This is a genomic window from Type-E symbiont of Plautia stali (assembly GCF_059731115.1).
In genome coordinates this window covers 3,419,085-3,439,406 of record NZ_AP035906.1, presented here as the reverse complement: position 1 = coordinate 3,439,406, position 20,322 = coordinate 3,419,085, and the positions used below count along the sequence as shown (strand labels likewise).

The window sequence follows — 20,322 nt, the reverse complement described above, 5'->3', positions numbered from 1 at the left end:
TCACCATTATATGATGGTCTTAAGAACTGACCTTGAGTAATTGAAATAACATTTATCATTGAAGTGATAAATGTCTTTTTCATTTGCTAAATCTGATTCTTTTATCTCTATGTTCGGAAGAATATAAAGATTTTTATGCTTGCTTTTAAGGCTGGAAATCAGTGAGTGATAGCTGTGACTTCTTTTAGTAAGGTTGATATCATTTTTAAGATTGATTGGAAATGGTATGAATGCAATTTTTGTTTTAGGGTTTTTTAAAGTTAAATATGTAAAAACACTATCGTAGCTATCAACTAAACATTCACCGCTAATGAAACTATTTATAAATTCAAACTCGCTTGCTTTGCTTGTGAGATATTTCTCATTTATAAACATCGGCGTACCTAGTAGTTTGTGTTTATAAACCTTGAATAATAACTCAGCGAAGTTATCAAAAATGAAAAGATCTATTTTACCGAAGTTCACTGCATCAAAGAAATTAATCAGAGGTAGTTTATCCTCCTTCCTAGGTAATGCTTTTCCTAATCCAACCCCATTTAGCTGATTGTCAATAGTGTTTACGTAACTAAACGTATCACTTAATTCAAATTTCAGGTCAGATATGCTTAATTGGGGGTGTTTTTTTGTGAGGTAAATTTCATTAAATTGATCAATCCTATTATGCTGAACGCTGCTAATGCGGCACCATTCTGAATAAATATTAGTAAGGTTATACGCAATATTAGCCGACAAGCAACTTCCAAATGAGGAAACTAATTTCATGGATGTCCACCTTTATTGTTTTTTATGTTTTTATACATATCAATAAAGAATAGCCCCGGTTTATTGATTAATTTTTTTATTTTGTTTACTTTGGATCTTTTCTTGGGTTTTGGGGCTGTTTTGGTAACTTCTTCATTGATAATGATTGAAGTTGGTCGCTTGGTAGTTTCTATTTTTCTATTTATTAAATGAGTGAAATCATATATGCAGTTTTCAATTAAGGGCAACGCGGCAGTTTGTGATGGATTATTTCCGTTTCTAATTTCAATTAAATTAATTTGATGATCCATTAAAGATTCAACGATTGCATCTCGTTTTTGCCGAGAACCAAGCATTGCATTTGTCCATCTTTTATCAATTGAAATTTCAGTGCAGTCAATTGCAACACCTTTATTATCTAGTATTGACCGACCATAAGCGTAGATATTTACATCAAACTTAAGTGCCTGTAATAAAACTGTCGAATTAATGCCAATTAAAGAATGTGCGTTTTTAAGAAGAATGTCAGTGGAAGTGTCTGTGACTAATTTTATTTTTTCATTTTCTAAAAATTCATAACGTTCAACATTCTTATCGAGTGGGTGAGGTTTTATGATTATTTTTGTGCCACTAGGTATTTTTGATATAACGTGTTTTAAAAAATTTATGTTATTTTTAAAACGAGGTGAGTTTACTATTAGGTTTGTGTCATTTTCTAATTGAGTGACAATTAAAGCATATTCGCCAGTAACTTCATGGCTTTCGTTATTATGGCGGAAAGTCTTTTTGCAAAGTTGTTCTGCTGTCATGCTCGCTATGTAGGATTGTCCGTTTGTGCCCCATTTGTCGAAATATATATGGTCTTTCTGAGGAAACCAACCTAATTCAGAATAAATAATGGGGATTTTTAGGTCTTTAATTTTTTCAAGAGCATCCTTGTATATAGGGTGTAACCCGTTGTGAAATAATATAAAGTTTGGTCTGTAGTTTTGGATTTGTTTTAATAGACGGTCTGTGTCCTTTATCCAATCGAATTGGCAGAACCACTTTTTATTGATTTCATATGCTGGGTGTTTAAACACGGTATGATGTCCTAATTCTCGGCGACTCACATAGCGATATTCATATCCCAACCTATCAATAACTGGTGCCCATAGTTCTTCAATGTGTTCATTAGAAAATGCAACACCAAAAACACGTAATTTACTCGATGGAGTTATGTAGGATTCAACTGATTCAGTGCAGTAAGAGTGTTGCTCTTTATTATTCATCCCTCGGTATATAATCGGATTTTCATTTGCAATTTCATTTATTAGATTTTTGATTCCATTAGTAAAATCAGCATTTATTCTTTTTACCGCTTCTACAAAAACACTTTCACCTGGGTATGAAGTTACAAAACTTTTAATTTTATGTGAAAAATCATCATAGTCGCCAAACTTAGCACAATTCAGGACTGATGAGGTTGCGATTTCAGAGTTACCCCCTACATCCCAACAAACCACAGGGACATGGCATGACAATGTTTCGAGGATAACCATACTACAGTTCTCAAACTGGCTTGGCATCATCAGACATTTTGATTTTTTAATATACTCAAATCTTTTGTTTCCAGTTATTTCGCCTTTCTTTTCAACCGAGCATTTAACATTTGGACTTACTTTGAATAGGTTTGATTTGGGCCCAATTAAGAGTGCCTTATAATTTTCCGGGAGTCTTTCAAGAATTTTATTGATATCTTTTGTGCCTTTTAACTCTTGAAATCTACCCATGAAAACAATGTCAAACTCTTTCTCGAACTTATCTTCATTATCAATGTTAATTGGGTTTTTAAAAAAAGTGACTTTATCTGTTCTTATCTCATCACTCAATTCTTTCACAAGCGCGTATGATGGTGACGAAACCATTTTTGCTTTATGTATCACCCTTAATTCATTTGAGAATTCTTGCTGGTTTGGCTTTTGATAATCATATTTCTGTGCGATTGCTAATGGACAGTGTAATCGTATGTGGATATTGTATTTAGAAGGAAGAAGTAAGGTTGAAGCTTTTGCTTCAGGCGCTTCAATTATTATATCATCGTAACCAAAATGTCTTGTGACATAGTTATAAACTTCATCTCTAAACTGAATTGCATTTAAGTTTTTTTTGTTTTCATAAGTTAACACCTCAATGCCATCGAGAGATTTTTCAAGGTTTTTTATATAATTTGCTATTCCATGCGAAGCATTATGGTAAGGATTGATAATTAAATATTTCATTATATTTTCTCTAAAGGTTAATCTGTTCTTCAATAAGATATGTCGATATAGCATGATCGACATCGTCATAAAACGTTACGGAGTTTTTAGAAATGTACAATGCGCAGTCACAAAAATTCTTAAGAGAATTTAAACTATGTGATACCATAAGGAAGCTTGATGAAGTATGTCGCTGCTTAAATAATTCAGAGCATTTGCTTTTGAATCTTGCATCTCCAACCGCAGTAACTTCATCTACTAAATAATAGTCGAAATCAAAAGCCATACTAAGCCCAAAACCTAGACGAGATTTCATACCAGAAGAATATGTTTTTATAGGCATATCAAAATATTTACCTAATTCTGCAAATTCTTCAACGAAGGCTACTTTTTCTGCAAGTTCATTTTTATCCGCATATAGCCGAGCTACAAATTTTACGTTCTCACGTCCCGTCAAGCTACCTTGAAAGCCCCCCGATAGACCTACTGGCCATGATATTGATTTATCAGTAATAATTTGGCCGCTATCGGGCCGATCGATGCCACCAATAATTCTCAACAGAGTAGACTTTCCAGCTCCATTACGGCCAATTAACGCAACGCTTTTTCCTGAAGGAAGTTCAATGCTTACATCTTTGAATACAAAATGGCGTCCAGCTGGAGTTTTATAAGATTTAGTGAGATTTTGAATTTTAATCATGTGGTTAACATTGCCTTCTCACGGGTTTTATAACAAGCTAATCCAACGAAAAGCATTAACAAAGTAGTGAATGCTAAATATTCTATACTAACACCCTCGCTAACATATCCCGGCATGACTGCTTCGCGACTCAATTCAACTGCGTGAACAATTGGATTCCATAATAAATAAGGCCAATATTCCTTTGGAATTGAATGTAATGGAAACATAATGCAAGAAATTAAATATAAGGGCTTGAGTATTATTGGCAGGAACTTTTGTGTTTCAGGTATGGTTTTCCCAACAACCATAAATATCAATCCAATACCACATGAAAAAAATATGAGTAAAGACCAAGTTAAAATAAGTTGGATTAAGTTTGATAATTCAAAGTATTCACCTGATAGCCAAACAATAGCCATTAGTAATATATAAACCGTTACATATATTAAGGCTTCTAGAATGGCTCTAGAAATGATCGTGTCTATAGGCTTCACTGGCCGATAATTAAACAACCCTTGATTTGCTTCAATGGCACCTACTGAGCGGTTGCTTATATTGCTGAAAATAAAGTAAGGAATAATTCCGTTAAGCAAAAAAACAGGGAATGATATGTCAGGCATAGTTCGGTGCATGATAAACCCGAAAATTGCTAGTAGGACTAATAAATGCGCTGCCGGCTCCAATATCGCCCAAAAATAACCCAATCGGTATTTCCCAAAACGGGTGCGTATTTCACGTAAGAATAATGCCTTTACGGCAGCTTGCTGAACTTCAAATCCACTTCTGGCCATTTGTTTAACTCATGAGAATTGGGTGGGATTTTTTACACGCTACCGCCCCTGGCTTAACAGCTACCAATGCACTGGACGCAATACGGGCGGTGTAGAGGGGAGGTTTATAGTTTTTCAGACGAGGGTGCTGAAATAATCAGCGTATTTTACGTAAATTCAAAGGATTAGAGCTGATGAATACGCGATAGACGTGATGCCATTTAGCACAATCAGATGGTTTAGAGTTGGTATGAATCCATCCACTTGAACAGCTAGTCCCTGCTTGTCTGTAAGAGTTTTCCCTAATTTTGACGGTTTAAGTTACAGATCATGTCGAAATAATCCTAAACGTTTTCGTCTATTAATATTTTGCAAATTTTATGTAAGGCCTATTGAACTAGTCTTTACATCTAATTTATGACAACCGATTGAATATATTGAATTTAATTTATTTTTTCGTTTTTGCTTTTAACCCCGCTTTGTATCGTGAAATCAACACTGCTAATCAATTCATTCACGAGACAATCCACTGATTTTTACAAAAAGTAGTAGTTGTTACATTTGAAAGGTGACGATTGCAGGTCGCCTGATTCTTCGCGATAATCACGCACAACAAATCCCTTCCTCGTCGGGCCTAACGACGCGGAGGGGATTTTTTTCATCTATACCTTAGTGGCTAAACGACTCACGGATCTAAAGAGGACAAGTTATGTATAACACCCTGGGCAATCAGTACGATAACTCCCTGGTTTCTAACGCCTTCGGTTTCATGCGCTTCCCGGTGAACTTCCAGCCTTACGACAGCGATGCTGAGTGGGTGATCACTGGTGTACCTTTCGATGCCGCAACTTCAGGTCGTCCGGGCAGCCGTTTAGGGCCGGGCGCGATTCGTCAGATCTCTACTAATCTCGCATGGGAAGGTTGCCGCTGGCCGTGGGATTTTGACCTGCGTCAGCGCCTGAACGTGGTGGATTGCGGTGACCTCGTTTACGCATTCGGTGATTCACAGGATCTCTCTGACAAACTGCAGGCTCACGCTGAGAAGTTGCTGGCAAACGGTAAGCGTATGCTGACTTTTGGGGGTGACCACTACGTTACGCTGCCGCTGTTGCGCGCCCACGCCAAACACTTCGGTAAGATGGCACTGGTGCACTTTGATGCGCACACTGATACCTACTCTAACGGTCCAACCTTCGACCACGGCACTATGTTCTTCACCGCGCCGAAAGAAGGTCTGATCGATCCGAATCATTCAGTGCAGATTGGTATCCGTACCGAGTTTGATAAGAGCCTTGGCTTCAACGTGCTGGATGCAGCACAGGTTAATGACCGCAGCGTCGATGACATTCTGGCGGAAGTGAAACGCACCGTGGGCGATCTGCCGGTGTATCTGACTTTTGATATCGACTGTCTGGATCCGGCACATGCACCGGGCACCGGCACGCCAGTGATCGGCGGACTGACCAGCGATAAAGCTACCAAGCTGATTCGTGGCTTGCAGGGTATGAACATCGTGGGGATGGATCTGGTGGAGGTGGCGCCGGGTTATGACCACGCCGATCTGACTTCACTGGCAGCGGCTACGTTGGCGCTGGATATGCTGCACGTTCAGGCTGCAAACAAAGGTTAATCCAGATGAGGGCAGGGCGATGGCCTTGTCCTCAACTTAATAGTCGTTGCTGATATCGTTGCTGGCTGAACGCACTACGGCGAATCCGGCAACCGCTAATAACGTCACTGCGCTAATGATGATAATTGTCAGCATAAGTGGCTCCAGTCAGAGTCTTTGAACCACGCTACATTTTATTTATGACAGAAATCTTGCTTCGCCCGCTAATTCAGAATCATCCTTCCAGGGACATTCATCGCTTCTGAGCTTTCTCATCACATTTCTGCTTTCTCATTCTCCGCACGAATTCGTCTACTGATGTTTATCGACTTATCTCGACGCACATTGATAGCAAAGATGTAGATCTGTGAAGTGGATTGGGATTTGTTTTGAGCGGCGCAGAGTGATTAAGAAAGGATGATAGCTGATGGGGCGATCCATTGCCCTCGACGTCCCCGGTTCCTAGTAATCGTCATTCACATCTTTGGCTGCGGAACGTATCACCAGATACGCGCCAACCAGCACAATCGCGATAACGACGGCGAGAATAATCAGAATGGTCAACATAGTATGTGGTGCTCCGGTGACTCTCTCTGATATCGCCTGCAAACAAAGGGTCAGTGTAGACCATGCTCACTATGACATGGCCCCGTCTGGCGAGTTCAGACCATTGTCACGCTTCTCGCATCAACGGCTCAACAACTTAACGGTGACAATTCGTTATCGGCTGCGCGTGGCTATACTTTGATGCGTACGTCATTAATCGCTTCGTTAATCACGGTTACACAATCTTCGGAGGTCACCATGGGCTTTCTGGATGAATTAGTGGGTTCGCTGGGGAACAGCAACGGGCAAGGCAATCAGTTGGGTCAGTTGCAGGCGATCTGGAATTGGGTGCAGGAGCAGGGCGGAATCGAAGTGCTGCTGCAGAAGTTTCAACAAGGCGGGCTTGGTGAGGTGCTGGGGTCGTGGATCGGTACTGGTGGCAATCAACAGGTCGGCGGCGGTGAGATTCAGGGTGCTTTTGGGCAAGAAGAGTTGCAGTCGCTGGCCGATAAGCTGGGCACCGATGTGAATGGTGCATCTGGCACGCTGGCGGCGCTGTTACCGCAGCTGATCGATAAGATGTCGCCGCAAGGTCAGCTGGATGAGCAGAGTCTGCACAACAACCAAATGGATTTGGGTTCGATGGTGGATGATCTGTTTAAGCGCTAGCTGTTGAAGCTGTGAACAGGAGCGCACAAGGCGCTCCTTTTTATGGCCGATTATTTGCCATCTGCCGCAATACGATCGCGGATGTGCTGTGCACGTGCTGCGGAATCCGGGTGCGAATCGAACATCGAACTCGTTTGGCCTTGCTGCATTTTCGCCAGTTTCTCGAAACTGGTGGCTAAGCCAAGTGGATTAACACCGCGCTTTTTCAGCAGGTCATAAGAGTAATCATCCGCCTGCGATTCCTGTGTTTGCGAGAACTGCGCATTGACCAGCTTCTCGCTTAGATCGCCCAACTGGGATTGCGACAGTTGACCAATCACGCCGCCAACCGAGGCCGCAGCAGTGCGTGCCGCCGTGGTGGCGTAGGCGACCTGCATCGCTTTACGCGTATGGCCGAGCGCAACGTGGCCCATTTCATGGCCGAGCACACCTTCCACTTCGTTATCGGTCATCATATCCATCAAGCCGCTATAAACGCGGATGCAGCCGTTGGCCATCGCCCACGCATTCACATCTTTGGTCAGATAGACTTTGTAGTTGGCTGGCACACCATTGATGTTATCGCCCAGCGCAGCGGCGATTTTGTTCAGGCGCTGCTGATATTCACTATTGGCAGGTGCGAGCTGGTTGTCTTTGTCCATCTGGGCACAAGACTGATCGCTTAGCTGCTTCACTTGTGAATCATTCAACGTATAAGCCTGATAGGCCTGCGCGCCGGATTGCAGTAGCGCGTTATTGTCCATTCCTTCGCAGCCGCTCAGCAGCGAAGCGATTCCCACAGCAAGAATTGTGGCGCGGATTTTCATTGAGAGGTCCTTTGCGTAACAAGGTAGAGAAAACAAACACCTGAAATTGAGAACGGTGTTCAAACGCTTTGTTTATAGCTCGCATCCTGTTCACTGGCTAGCAGACAAGCCCCGAATTGCAACCGTTTACCCGCTATTTAGCACGTCGACACATGTACTTTTGCCCTGCGTTTCATGTACATTGATGTGCGACTTTTTTCTCGCTTCGCCTGATAACTGATTAATTACAATACGTTAAGCGCGGCGGAGCATTAATCCGACCTGGAGTAGAAGATGCCCTCTCGTAAAGAGCTTGCCAACGCCATTCGCGCGTTAAGTATGGATGCAGTACAGAAAGCCAAATCGGGACATCCTGGTGCCCCTATGGGCATGGCGGACATCGCCGAAGTGCTGTGGCGTGACTTCCTGAACCACAATCCGACTAACCCGCTGTGGGCAGATCGTGACCGCTTCGTGCTGTCTAACGGTCACGGCTCCATGCTGATTTATAGCCTGCTGCACCTCACCGGTTATGACCTGTCGATGAGCGAGCTGCAGAACTTCCGTCAGCTGCACTCTAAAACTCCAGGCCACCCAGAATACGGCTACACCGCTGGCGTTGAAACCACCACCGGTCCACTGGGCCAGGGTATCGCTAACGCAGTCGGCTTCGCCATCGCTGAGCGCACTTTAGCGGCACAGTTCAACCGTCCAGGCCATGACATCGTTGACCATAACACCTACGTGTTCATGGGCGACGGCTGCATGATGGAAGGCATCTCACACGAAGTGTGCTCCATCGCCGGTACCCTGAAACTGGGTAAACTGGTTGCCTTCTATGATGACAACGGCATCTCTATCGATGGTCACGTTGATGGCTGGTTCACTGACGATACCGCAGCTCGCTTCGAAGCTTACGGCTGGCACGTAGTGCGTGGCGTAGACGGTCACGATGCTGACGCCATCAAGAAAGCAGTAGAAGAAGCCAAAGCGGTTTCCGACAAACCTTCACTGCTGATGTGCAAAACCATCATCGGTTTCGGTTCACCGAACAAAGCGGGTACGCACGATTCACACGGCGCACCACTGGGCGACGACGAAATCGCACTGACCCGTAAGCAACTGGGCTGGAACCACGCGCCGTTTGAAATTCCTTCAGACATCTACGCGCAGTGGGATGCTAAAGAAGCCGGTCAGGCGAAAGAATCCGCATGGGATAAGAAGTTTGCTGCTTATGCTGCTGCTCATCCTGAACTGGCTGCTGAGTTCACGCGTCGTACCAACAACGAGTTGCCAGCTAACTGGGAAACTGAGTCGCAGAAGTTCATTGAACAGCTGCAGGCTAACCCAGCTAAAATCGCCAGCCGTAAAGCTTCCCAGAACGCGATTGAAGCCTTCGGTAAGATCCTGCCGGAATACATGGGTGGCTCGGCTGACCTGGCGCCAAGCAACCTGACCATGTGGTCTGGTTCTAAGCCAATCAACGAAGATGCAGCCGGTAACTACATCCATTACGGTGTGCGCGAATTCGGTATGACCGCGATCGCTAACGGCCTGGCGCTGCACGGTGGTTTCCTGCCGTATACCGCAACCTTCCTGATGTTCGTAGAATACGCGCGTAACGCGGCACGTATGGCTGCACTGATGAAGATTCGTCAGATTATGGTCTACACCCACGATTCAATCGGTCTGGGTGAAGATGGTCCAACGCACCAGCCGGTTGAGCAAATGGCCAGCCTGCGCGTAACACCAAACATGAGCCTGTGGCGTCCATGTGACCAGGTTGAGTCTGCGGTTGCCTGGAAATACGCTATCGAGCGCGTAGACGGCCCATCAGCCCTGATCTTCTCTCGTCAGAACCTGGCGCAGCAGGATCGTACCGCTGAGCAGCTGGCAAACGTGGCACGCGGTGGTTATGTGCTGAAAGACAGCGAAGGTACGCCAGAGCTGATCTTGATCGCTACCGGTTCAGAAGTGGAACTGGCCGTTGCAGCTTATGACAAGCTGACCAGCGAAGGCCGCAAAGTGCGCGTGGTGTCTATGCCTTCAACCGATGCCTTCGACAAGCAGGACGCGGCTTACCGTGAATCTGTACTGCCGAAAGCGGTTGCTGCGCGTGTGGCAATCGAAGCGGGTATCGCGGATTACTGGTTCAAATACACCGGCCTGAATGGCGCTATCGTCGGCATGACCACCTTCGGTGAGTCTGCTCCGGCAGAGTTGCTGTTCAAAGAGTTCGGCTTCACCGTTGAGAACGTGGTGAACACCGCGAAATCTATTCTGTAATCAGCGGTCGCCATCAAGGGCGGCCCGACAGGTTAGATGATCGCTAACAAAGGTGCGCTTTATGCGCACCTTTTTTCATTTCAGACCCCGCCTTCAACCTGAAACGCTTCAATTATTCCTGCAGTAATAATTTTTACGTGCGAAATATGTGACGTAGATCCAATAATCAGCAGCGCAATTGATCGCAATCATTCCTGTTATTCCGCGCATGCTTTATTCTAGCTGAACCGTTTCAGTTGCAATTGAGCGGCATCATTTTGCAACGTTAAGCGGGCAATAATTCCCTGTACAAAACGCAGCGAAACGCTCAAGGTATTTGGCACGTTTTTTTGGGTGTTGTGGCAGGAAGTGAGATGACCGTTCGCATAGCAATTAATGGTTTTGGTCGTATCGGACGCAATGTGCTGCGTGCGTTGTATGAAACCGGCCGCCGCGCTGAAATTACCGTGGTGGCGATCAACGAACTGGCTGAAGCCACCGGCATGGCGCATTTGCTGAAGTATGACACCAGCCATGGCCGCTTTGCCTGGGATGTGCGCCAGGAGCGCGATCAACTGTTCGTGGGCGACGACACCATCCGCATTCTGCACCTGGCCGATATCGATGCACTGCCATGGCAGGAACTGAACGTCGATATCGTATTGGATTGCACCGGCGTGTACGGCAGCCGCGCAGATGGCGAAGCACATCTGCAAGCGGGTGCGAAGAAGGTGTTGTTCTCGCATCCGGGCGGTAATGACCTGGATGCCACCGTGGTGTTCGGCGTTAACGAACAAGCTCTTAAACAAACTGACCGCATTGTCTCCAACGCATCTTGCACCACCAACTGTATTATTCCGGTGATCAAGTTGCTGGATGACGCCTTCGGTATTGAATCGGGCACCGTGACCACGATTCACTCGGCAATGCACGACCAACAGGTGATTGACGCCTATCACAGCGATCTGCGTCGTACCCGTGCCGCCAGCCAATCGATCATTCCGGTGGATACGCGTCTTGCTGCGGGCATTACCCGTATTTTTCCGAAATTTAACGACCGCTTCGAAGCCATCGCTGTCCGTGTTCCCACGATCAACGTGACAGCCATTGATTTGAGCGTTTCGGTACGTGAAGCCGTGAAGGCGTGTGAGGTCAATGCGTTGCTGCAAAACGCGTCAGAAGGGGCGTTTCGTGGTATAGTTGACTATACGGAATTACCGTTAGTCTCAGTAGATTTTAACCATGATCCGCACAGTGCCATAGTGGACGGCACGCAAACGCGGGTCAGTGGTCATCACCTGATCAAAACCTTGGTTTGGTGTGACAACGAATGGGGCTTTGCTAACCGCATGATCGACACCACGTTAGCAATGGCCGCAAGCGGTTTCAGGTAAGACGCGGACTGCGTCTGGCAAAACTTATGAGAATCAACGAGAGGGTTCACCATGTCTGTAATTAAGATGACCGATCTGGATCTTGCTGGTAAACGCGTTCTGATCCGTGCCGATCTCAACGTGCCAGTGAAAGAAGGGAAAGTGACGTCAGATGCACGTATCCGTGCTTCTCTGCCTACCATCGAAGCGGCGTTGAAACAAGGCGCGAAAGTGATGGTTACCTCTCACCTGGGTCGTCCGACCGAAGGTGAATACAACGAAGAGTTCTCGCTCCTGCCTGTTGTTAACTACCTGAAAGACAAACTGAACGACACTAACGTGACCCTGGCGAAAGACTACCTCGACGGCGTTGAAGTCGGCGCGGGTGAGCTGGTGGTTCTGGAAAACGTGCGCTTTAACAAAGGCGAGAAGAAAGACGAAGAGACGCTGTCGAAGAAATATGCCGCCCTGTGCGACGTGTTCGTGATGGATGCCTTCGGTACTGCGCACCGCGCGCAGGCTTCAACCCACGGTGTGGGCAAGTTCGCCCCTATCGCTTGTGCTGGCCCGCTGCTCTCTGCTGAGCTGGAAGCGCTGGGTAAAGTCATGAGCAATCCACAGCGTCCACTGGTGGCGGTTGTGGGTGGATCTAAAGTGTCGACCAAGTTCGACGTGCTGCAGTCTCTGGTGAAAATCGCGGATACCGTGATTGTCGGCGGCGGTATCGCTAACACCTTCGTGGCTATCGACAACAACGTCGGTAAATCACTGTACGAACCAGACTTCGTTGAAGCGGCGAAAAAGCTGCGTGACGAGCACGGCATTCCGGTTCCAACCGACTCACGCGTCGGAACGGAATTCTCTGAAACTGCTCCGGCAACCGTGAAAAAGGTTTCCGAAGTGGCGGATAACGAAGAGATTATGGACTTCGGTGACGAAACCGCACAGGCGATGGCAAAACTGCTGAAAGAGGCAAAAACCATCCTGTGGAACGGTCCGGTTGGCGTGTTTGAATTCCCGAACTTCCGCAAAGGCACCGAAATCGTGGCGAACGCGATTGCAGACAGCGACGCGTTCTCTGTTGCGGGCGGCGGCGATACCCTGGCAGCGATTGATCTGTTCGGTATCGAAGACAAGATCTCCTACATCTCTACCGGCGGTGGCGCATTCCTCGAGTTCGTGGAAGGCAAAAAACTGCCAGCGGTAGCAATGCTGGAAGAGCGCGCTAAGCAGTAATTTTTGGGGGCGGCGCTTCGGCGCCGTCTGAAGGCTTGCCCATCCTGGGCAAAAAATCGACGTCCCTTTGTGGGATGAACGGTAACGAAACAGGACACAACCATGTCTAAAATTTTTGATTTCGTAAAACCCGGCGTTGTCACTGGTGATGACGTTCAGAAAGTTTTCCAAGTAGCGAAAGAAAACAAATTCGCTCTGCCTGCAGTTAACTGCGTCGGCACGGACTCCATCAACGCGGTACTGGAAGCTGCGGCCAAAGTTAAAGCGCCGGTCATCGTTCAGTTCTCCAATGGTGGTGCTGCCTTCATCGCCGGTAAAGGTTTCAAAACCGACAAGCCACAGGGCGCAGCAATCTTCGGCGCTATCGCCGGTGCGCACCATGTGCATCTGATGGCTGAACAGTACGGCGTGCCAGTTATTCTGCACACCGACCACTGTGCTAAGAAACTGCTGCCATGGATCGATGGTCTGCTGGATGCCGGTGAAGAGCACTTCAAGAAAACCGGTAAGCCACTGTTCTCTTCTCACATGATCGATCTGTCAGAAGAGTCACTGGAAGAGAACATCGAGATCTCTTCTAAATACCTGGCGCGCATGGCGAAAATCGACATGACCCTGGAAATTGAACTGGGTTGCACCGGTGGCGAAGAAGACGGCGTGGACAACAGCCACATGGACGCTTCTGCCCTGTACACCCAGCCAGAAGATGTTGATTACGCTTACACCGAGCTGAGCAAAATCAGCCCGCGTTTCACCATCGCCGCTTCATTCGGTAACGTGCACGGCGTGTACAAGCCAGGCAACGTGAAACTGACTCCAACCATCCTGCGTGATTCTCAGGAATACGTGACCAAGAAACACAATCTGCCGCACAATGCGCTGGATTTCGTGTTCCACGGTGGTTCAGGTTCTTCTGCTGCAGAAATCGAAGAGTCTATTGGTTACGGCGTAATCAAGATGAACATCGATACCGATACCCAATGGGCGACCTGGGACGGCATCCTGCAGTACTACAAAAAGAACGAAGACTATCTGCAAGGCCAGTTGGGTAACCCAAATGGCGTAGATAGCCCGAACAAGAAATACTACGACCCACGCGTATGGCTGCGCTCTGCACAGGCTTCAATGGTTGTGCGTTTAGAGCAGGCTTTCAAAGAGCTGAACGCTGTCGACGTGCTGTAATTTTTCCTTACAGTACAAAAAAGGCCCGAAAGGGCCTTTTTTTATGCATTCGATTCGGAATAATGAGTAAATTCAGCCCATCTTTGGCGCTTCATGCCATTTTTGTTTACCCTTGTACACGGGAGTGCCGGAGCTGATCTGGCCGTTTTTGCATTTTCCTGCGGGAAACTCAACAACAGGGCTAACAAATGGAAGACTTAAATGTCGTCGATGGCATTAATAGTGCCGGCGGCTGGCTGGTACGTAATCAGGCACTGATCCTGAGCTATGCGGTGAATATCGTTGCGGCGATCATCACCATCATTATTGGTATGTTCATTGCGCGCATCATCTCCAATGCGGTGAATCGCGTCCTCGTAGCGCGTCATATTGATGCTACCGTGGCTGATTTCCTCTCTGCGCTGGTACGTTACGGTATCATCGCCTTTACCATTATTGCCGCACTGGGGCGCGTGGGTGTGCAGACCGCCTCGGTGATCGCTGTGCTGGGTGCCGCTGGTTTGGCCGTAGGTTTGGCCTTGCAAGGTTCGCTGTCGAACCTCGCTGCAGGCGTGCTGCTGGTGACCTTCCGTCCGTTCAAAACCGGTGAGTTCGTTGACCTCGGTGGCGTGATGGGTACGGTGCAGAACGTGCAGATCTTCTCCACCACCATGAAAAGTGCCGACGGTAAAATTGTGGTGGTGCCGAACGGTAAAATCATCGCTGGCAACATCATCAACTATTCGCGTGAACCGATTCGTCGTAACGAATTTATTATCGGCGTGGCTTACGACGCAGATGTTGATCAGGTGATTGCGCTGTTCCGTGAAGTGGTGGAAGCGGATGAGCGTGTACTGCAGGATATGGGTATCCAGATCGGCCTGAACGAACTGGCCGCTTCTTCGCTGAACTTTGTGGTGCGCTGCTGGAGCAAAAGCAGTGACCTGCAGAACGTTTACTGGGATCTGATGAAGAACTTCAAGCGTACGCTGGATGCCAACGGTATCGGTATTCCATACCCGCAGATGGATGTGCATCTGCATCAGGTGAAAAGCGAGCAACAGCAACAGGCTGCGCAAGCCGAGTAATCACCCGGTGGCGTTGTGCTTTAAACTGTAAACTGCGCAACATCATTTTAAGGTCGTCATTTATGACGACCTTATTATTTTCTCTAATGACTGATTAAATCTTTCAATTTCCACTAATATCTTCGCGTCACTATACTGCATCGCATTACCTCGTTATTCAGGACTATCATCGTGTTATCTGTTTACTTACAAGGGCTTGCGCTTGGCGCTGCACTGATTCTGCCGCTTGGCCCGCAAAACGCATTCGTAATGAATCAGGGCATCAAACGCCATTACCATTTGATGACCGCTGGATTGTGCACTTTGAGTGACATCGTGCTGATTTGCGGCGGCATCTTCGGCGGCAGTGCATTGCTGAATCAATCCCCCATTTTACTGATGCTGATCACCTGGGCCGGAGTGGCGTTTCTGCTGTGGTATGGCTGGGGCGCACTGCGCAGCGCGTGGCAGGGCGATGTGACGCTGGCTGATGATGCAGTGATGAAGCAAGGCCGCTGTCGCATTATTGCTACCATCGTGGCGGTGACGTGGCTCAATCCGCATGTCTATCTCGACACCTTTGTAGTGCTCGGTAGCCTGGGCAGTCAGCTGCCTTCTACCGCCGCGCGTCAGTGGTTCGCGTTGGGCACGGTGAGCGCATCGATTATCTGGTTTTTTGGTTTGGCATTGTTGGCAGCGTGGCTGTCGCCACGACTGCGCACCGTGCGTGCTCAGCGCATCATCAATCTGCTGGTGGGCGGCGTGATGTGGTTTATCGCCATCCAGTTAGCGCGTCAGGGCATTGCCGCGTTCTGATGCAGATGTAAACCGTACAGTGCGGGTAGCGCGCCCGCACTGGCGATCAGCTCTAAGCGTATCTGCCGGAAACTGACATCCTGCGGCACGACGTGGTGGCATAGCGAGTGATGATTGTCCTTCACTTCCACCAGTAACATCTCATCCAGCCATAACCGGTAATGTGTGGTGCAATGTGGCGTCACTGCCTGCGCATGACCCATCTGCACCGTCTCCATCGCATGGTCGAAGTCGTTATCAAACAGCAGGGTGATTTGGCGTGCGTGTTGCTGTAGTTCCCATCGCCAGGTGACCGTCGGCTGAGCATCATCCAGTGCTGGCACCCAACAGTTGGTGTGCTGTTCCGGACGCAATTTGCCGTTGAGTAAATAATCGCGATGCCAGAGTTTTAGCGGCGTCTCCAGCGCGAACGCCAGCAGAACCTGATGTGGCGCACGGCGCGGCAGCCAGAAATCAAACTCATCCACGCCGTAATCGCCGTCATTGATCTGCCTTGTGCGTTTGGCAACGCGCGGATTGAGGCTGTTGAACACCATCATCACGCCTGGCAAGCGCTGGCGGGTAAGTGCCACTTCAATCTCTGGCTGCTCTTCGAAGGCGATAAACAAATAGCGATCGACATCCGCCCGGTAATCAAAACTCAGGCGGTAGCTGCCCTGGTCGTTAACCGTGAATGTCTGGTTGGCGATGTACTGATCGCCGCAGGTGTTGGCCGGATTGTCACTGGTGAGCAGCGAAACCTGCAGTTTCTGCGTCTGTTTGGCGCGAAGCTGCACGGACATCGTCGGTAAGCGCTCACCGGCTTTCAGTGGCAGCAGCAACGCACAGCGCGATTGCAACGACTGCCAACCGCCATCGGCAGGCAGGGCGCTGAGTTGCAGGGTGCTACTGACCTCGATCTGCGCATCACTGACCGGGTTCAGCAGTGGGTGGCGTGGGATAAACGCGCCCTGACGCAGCAGTTGTTGTTGCAACTGCGTGACGCGCTCCGGCTGTGCCAGCTGTTTCGGCGTGAGTTGCTGCTGCTGACAGATTGCCGCCGCACGTCCCACCACTTCACCCAGTACGCCGCAGGTGCACATCACGCGCGCGCTGCCAAAGGCCACGTGGGTGGCTGAAATTAAGCGTCCGGTGAGCAGCAGATTATCCAGCGACTGGCTGTAAAGCGCACGGAACGGAATGGTGTAAGTGCCTTTGCTGTGAAACTGGCGGCAGCCATCGTGTTCGCTGTAAACGCCATCGGCTGGATGCAGGTCAATCGACCAGCCGCCGTAGGCGACGGCGTCGTAGTGATCGCGCTGTTCGATGATGTCCTGCTGGCAGAGCAGGGTGTCGCCAAGGAAGCGACGACTCTCGCGTTTGCCGGGAATCAATCCTACCCACTCAATGGTCAGGTTATCGGCATCCGGGAACTCGCCGGAGTTTTTAATGTAATCCCAAACGCCCCAGACGATTTTCCACAGCTCCCATTTGATGGTTTCGCTTTCGTGCACCGTATCGAGCCGTCCGCCCCATTCCAGCCACCACAAATCACAGCCGTTAAGATCGGAGGTCAGGCGTTTGTAACGCGGAATGGCGGTAATCTCTTTAAGCGCAAAAGAGGGCGGGACAAAGCGAACCGGCTGCGAAGTACGTTTGGTGTAGAAGTAGATTGAGTGGCCGAGTTTGTGGCCAAAATGTTCGCCTGGCGCCATCTTTTCACCAAACTCTTCAACGGTTTCCGCACCCACGCGATGCGCTGCGCCCGCCAGATATCCCAGCACGCCATCGCCGCTGGCATCGATAAACTGGCTGGCCTTAACGTGATAGCGGGTCTGATTGATGGCGTTGAAGGCCCGCACCGATTGCAAATGACGGTCTGATTTCTCGATATCGGTGACTACGGTATTGAGCAACAGGGTTAATCCGGGCTGCGACTGCACCAAATCCAGCAGCACCATATCGAACAGCACCGGATTGCCCTCTTTGTTGCGCCACAGGTTCTCCTCCATGATCTCGCCCATGATGCCGCCTTCGCGCGCCCAGCGGTTGTTGTTGCCCATATGCGATGTCGCCCCGTTGGCCCACAAGCGCACTTCACTCGATGCGTTGCCACCCAGAACCGGGCGATCCTGAACCAACACCACCTGTAATCCGTCACGCGCGGCGGCCAGTGCGGCACACACGCCCGCGAGCCCACCGCCCGCCACCAACAGATCGGCCTGTAATTTTTGCTCTGGGAAGTGGCGCGCATTTTGCGAAGAGAAAGTCTGCATCATTTGCTTCCTGTCATGCTGAAGCTAAGATTGGTGTTTTGAGCGCCACAGGGTGAACTATGTCTTCTCAACCCAACCAAAGCCTGATTGATGGGATTCGCTGCTTGCAGTATTTGGTTTCCAGCGATAAAGCCGTGGGCTGCCGTGAACTGGCGCGACAGATGGACATGAACAGCACACGCGTTAACCGCCTGCTGATGACCATGGCCTCGATTGGCCTGACGATTCAGGACGAACATCGCCGCTATTTGCCCGGCCCGGGGATTCATGCTCTGGCGGCGCAGGCGATCCGCGGCTCCTCGCTGTTTGCCCAGGCGCTGCCGCAACTGGAAGCACACGCGCCACGCGATATCGTGGTGGCGCTGGGCGTGTTGTGGGAGGACCAGGTGATTTACATCTGGCACTCCGAACCGGGTGAGCGCACCAGTGCCAGCCAGGCGCTGGCCGGTTTCCGCATGCTGCCGGCGTGGCAGTCGGTGATTGGTGTGTCGCTGCTGGCGACAGAGAGTGATGAGCAGTTGCGTCCACGATTTACCGACGAACAGTGGGCGCAGATGGCGCCGTTGCTGGCGCGCAAGCGTGATGCAAACCACTTGATCTGGCACCGTGATGACGGCGAAATCAGCATGGCGCAGCCAATCAATAACAACCGCGCAGCGCTGGCGTTTGCCAAAATCTGGCAGGCAGACGATGCGCATCTGCAGCAGCGGGTGACGCAGTTGCAGTCGCTGGCGAAAGTGCTGATCAGTGCGCGCTGACATGCTCTATTTTCCCGACCACGAACAGATAGCTGCAAATGCCTATCGCGGCCAGCACGGCAATAAAGCCGAGTGCTGGGGCGAAGTTATCCCCATCGATCAATGCACCAATGGCGATCGGCACCACAATAGCGGAGAGCGCACCGGTGAAATTGAATACGCCGCCCGCTAAGCCAATCAGATGGCGGGGTGCCAGTGCGGTGACAAACACCCAGGTGATGGTCGCGAGGCCGTTGCCAAAAAACGCCAGCGACATAAACATCACGATGAGCGTGGCGTCGTCAGTGTAATTGGCGCCAAGAATAAATAGCGTCAGGAACAGGCCAAGGATCACCGGCAATTTACGCGCCACGCTGGGCGACACGCCTCTCCGTATCATGCGATCCGAAGCGAAACCTGCCAGCAGTACGCCACAGAAAGCGGCGAAGTAGGGAACGGAAGCCACATAGCCGCTTTTAATGAAGCCCATATGGCGATACTCCACCAGATAGGTCGGGAACCAGGTGAGGAAGAACCAAAAGGTGGCGGAGATGGTGAACTGGCCGATATAGATACCCACCAGTTTTCGGCTGCGAAACATTTGTGCCAGATCGGCCCAGCGGGCCTTCGGCTGCAGCGTGTGCTGACGGCTCTCGAGTAAGGCACCGTTGCTGCGCAGGTAGTTTAATTCGGCTTCTGACACGCCTTTATGCTCATGTGGCTCACGGTAAAGCAGATACCACACCAGCGCCCAGATCATCCCGGCCACACCGGTGATCAGAAACAGTCCACGCCAGCCAAACGCATCTTGCACGTGGAACAGCAGCGGCGTCATGCAGGCGAGTCCAACGAACTGGGCCGAGGAGTAAATGCCGATGGCGCTGGCACGCTCCTGTTCCGGGAACCAGCTGGATATTACGCGGTTATTCGAAGGCATCACCGGCGCTTCAAAAGCACCAACGCCCAGACGTAGTCCGAAGAGCGCACCGAAGCTGTTGGCGAGCGCGTGCAGAGCGGTGATCAATGACCAGGCAAACAGTCCTACGCCATACACCAGTCGCGCGCCGAGACGATCGATCAGAAAACCTCCGGGGATCTGCAGCGCCGCATAGATCCAGCCAAATGCTGAGAAGATCAACCCCATCTCCATTGGCGTAAAGCGCAGTTCACCGGCCATTTGCGTGGCGGCCACAGAGAGATTGGTACGATCCATGTAGTTGATGATGATGTTGATAAACACCAGCCCTAGCATCAGGAATCGCGTCCGTCCGGCGCGGACAGCAATGGCGCTTTGGCTAATTGGCTGCTCTGTCATACCACAACTCCCCATAAGGCTAGAATTGTTTCTTTAATAGAAACACTAAGGCAAA

Annotated in this window: 16 protein-coding genes; 9 read left to right on the top strand and 7 right to left on the bottom strand. The window is 49.4% G+C overall.

Annotated features, from left to right (window positions below; all coding sequences use genetic code 11):
• Positions 1-6: 6 nt before the first annotated feature.
• From AC6I8L_RS15785 to AC6I8L_RS15770, 4 genes are read right to left on the bottom strand one after another with little or no spacing between them, the layout of a single operon-like run.
• On the bottom strand, positions 7-762 hold the full coding sequence (locus AC6I8L_RS15785; protein WP_058961882.1) for a hypothetical protein: 756 nt from the start codon (positions 760-762) through the stop codon (positions 7-9).
• Positions 759-3,002 (bottom strand): capsular polysaccharide export protein, LipB/KpsS family, encoded by a 2,244-nt coding sequence (locus tag AC6I8L_RS15780; protein WP_479402434.1) that lies wholly within the window; start codon positions 3,000-3,002, stop codon positions 759-761. Before AC6I8L_RS15780 ends, AC6I8L_RS15785 begins: the two co-directional genes overlap by 4 nt.
• A 10-nt stretch (positions 3,003-3,012) precedes the next feature.
• Positions 3,013-3,681 carry an ABC transporter ATP-binding protein gene (locus AC6I8L_RS15775; RefSeq protein WP_058961885.1) on the bottom strand — a complete coding sequence of 223 codons (669 nt, stop codon included), beginning with the start codon at positions 3,679-3,681 and terminating at the stop codon, positions 3,013-3,015.
• Positions 3,678-4,454 (bottom strand): ABC transporter permease, encoded by a 777-nt coding sequence (locus AC6I8L_RS15770; RefSeq protein ID WP_058961886.1) that lies wholly within the window; start codon positions 4,452-4,454, stop codon positions 3,678-3,680. Before AC6I8L_RS15770 ends, AC6I8L_RS15775 begins: the two co-directional genes overlap by 4 nt.
• A gap of 688 nt (positions 4,455-5,142) precedes the next feature.
• Here AC6I8L_RS15770 and speB point away from each other — a divergent pair.
• Positions 5,143-6,063, top strand: coding sequence for an agmatinase (gene speB / locus AC6I8L_RS15765; protein WP_034823229.1), 921 nt, complete (start codon positions 5,143-5,145; stop codon positions 6,061-6,063).
• Between the two features lie 726 nt (positions 6,064-6,789).
• Positions 6,790-7,257 carry a YidB family protein gene (locus tag AC6I8L_RS15760; RefSeq protein ID WP_236699786.1) on the top strand — a complete coding sequence of 156 codons (468 nt, stop codon included), beginning with the start codon at positions 6,790-6,792 and terminating at the stop codon, positions 7,255-7,257.
• Between the two features lie 50 nt (positions 7,258-7,307).
• Here AC6I8L_RS15760 and loiP read toward each other — a convergent pair whose 3' ends face one another.
• Positions 7,308-8,063 carry a metalloprotease LoiP gene (loiP, locus tag AC6I8L_RS15755; protein WP_038644966.1) on the bottom strand — a complete coding sequence of 252 codons (756 nt, stop codon included), beginning with the start codon at positions 8,061-8,063 and terminating at the stop codon, positions 7,308-7,310.
• A 273-nt stretch (positions 8,064-8,336) separates the two neighbouring features.
• Between loiP and tkt the strand changes: the two genes are divergently transcribed.
• From tkt to argO, 6 genes are all read left to right on the top strand, one after another.
• A complete protein-coding gene (tkt, locus tag AC6I8L_RS15750; protein WP_058961888.1) occupies positions 8,337-10,328 on the top strand; it encodes a transketolase in 1,992 nt (663 codons plus the stop codon).
• Positions 10,329-10,681: 353 nt separating this feature from the next.
• Positions 10,682-11,701 (top strand): erythrose-4-phosphate dehydrogenase, encoded by a 1,020-nt coding sequence (epd, locus tag AC6I8L_RS15745; protein WP_034823224.1) that lies wholly within the window; start codon positions 10,682-10,684, stop codon positions 11,699-11,701.
• A gap of 51 nt (positions 11,702-11,752) precedes the next feature.
• Positions 11,753-12,916, top strand: coding sequence for a phosphoglycerate kinase (gene pgk, locus AC6I8L_RS15740; RefSeq protein WP_058961889.1), 1,164 nt, complete (start codon positions 11,753-11,755; stop codon positions 12,914-12,916).
• A 102-nt stretch (positions 12,917-13,018) separates the two neighbouring features.
• On the top strand, positions 13,019-14,098 hold the full coding sequence (gene fbaA, locus AC6I8L_RS15735; protein ID WP_034823221.1) for a class II fructose-bisphosphate aldolase: 1,080 nt from the start codon (positions 13,019-13,021) through the stop codon (positions 14,096-14,098).
• Positions 14,099-14,286: 188 nt separating this feature from the next.
• Complete coding sequence (mscS, locus tag AC6I8L_RS15730) at positions 14,287-15,165, top strand: small-conductance mechanosensitive channel MscS (RefSeq protein ID WP_058961890.1); 879 nt, start codon at positions 14,287-14,289, stop codon at positions 15,163-15,165.
• Between the two features lie 171 nt (positions 15,166-15,336).
• On the top strand, positions 15,337-15,960 hold the full coding sequence (gene argO / locus AC6I8L_RS15725; protein WP_058961891.1) for an arginine exporter ArgO: 624 nt from the start codon (positions 15,337-15,339) through the stop codon (positions 15,958-15,960).
• Here the strand turns inward: argO and AC6I8L_RS15720 are convergent.
• Positions 15,939-18,215, bottom strand: coding sequence for an FAD-dependent oxidoreductase (locus tag AC6I8L_RS15720; protein WP_058961892.1), 2,277 nt, complete (start codon positions 18,213-18,215; stop codon positions 15,939-15,941). The two genes, argO and AC6I8L_RS15720, sit on opposite strands and share 22 nt — an antisense overlap.
• A gap of 59 nt (positions 18,216-18,274) precedes the next feature.
• Between AC6I8L_RS15720 and AC6I8L_RS15715 the strand changes: the two genes are divergently transcribed.
• Positions 18,275-18,973 (top strand): IclR family transcriptional regulator, encoded by a 699-nt coding sequence (locus tag AC6I8L_RS15715; protein WP_058961893.1) that lies wholly within the window; start codon positions 18,275-18,277, stop codon positions 18,971-18,973.
• Here the strand turns inward: AC6I8L_RS15715 and AC6I8L_RS15710 are convergent.
• Entirely contained in the window at positions 18,960-20,267 is a 1,308-nt protein-coding gene (locus AC6I8L_RS15710; protein WP_058961894.1) for an MFS transporter, read from the bottom strand. The two genes, AC6I8L_RS15715 and AC6I8L_RS15710, sit on opposite strands and share 14 nt — an antisense overlap.
• Between the last annotated feature and the right edge of the window lie 55 nt (positions 20,268-20,322).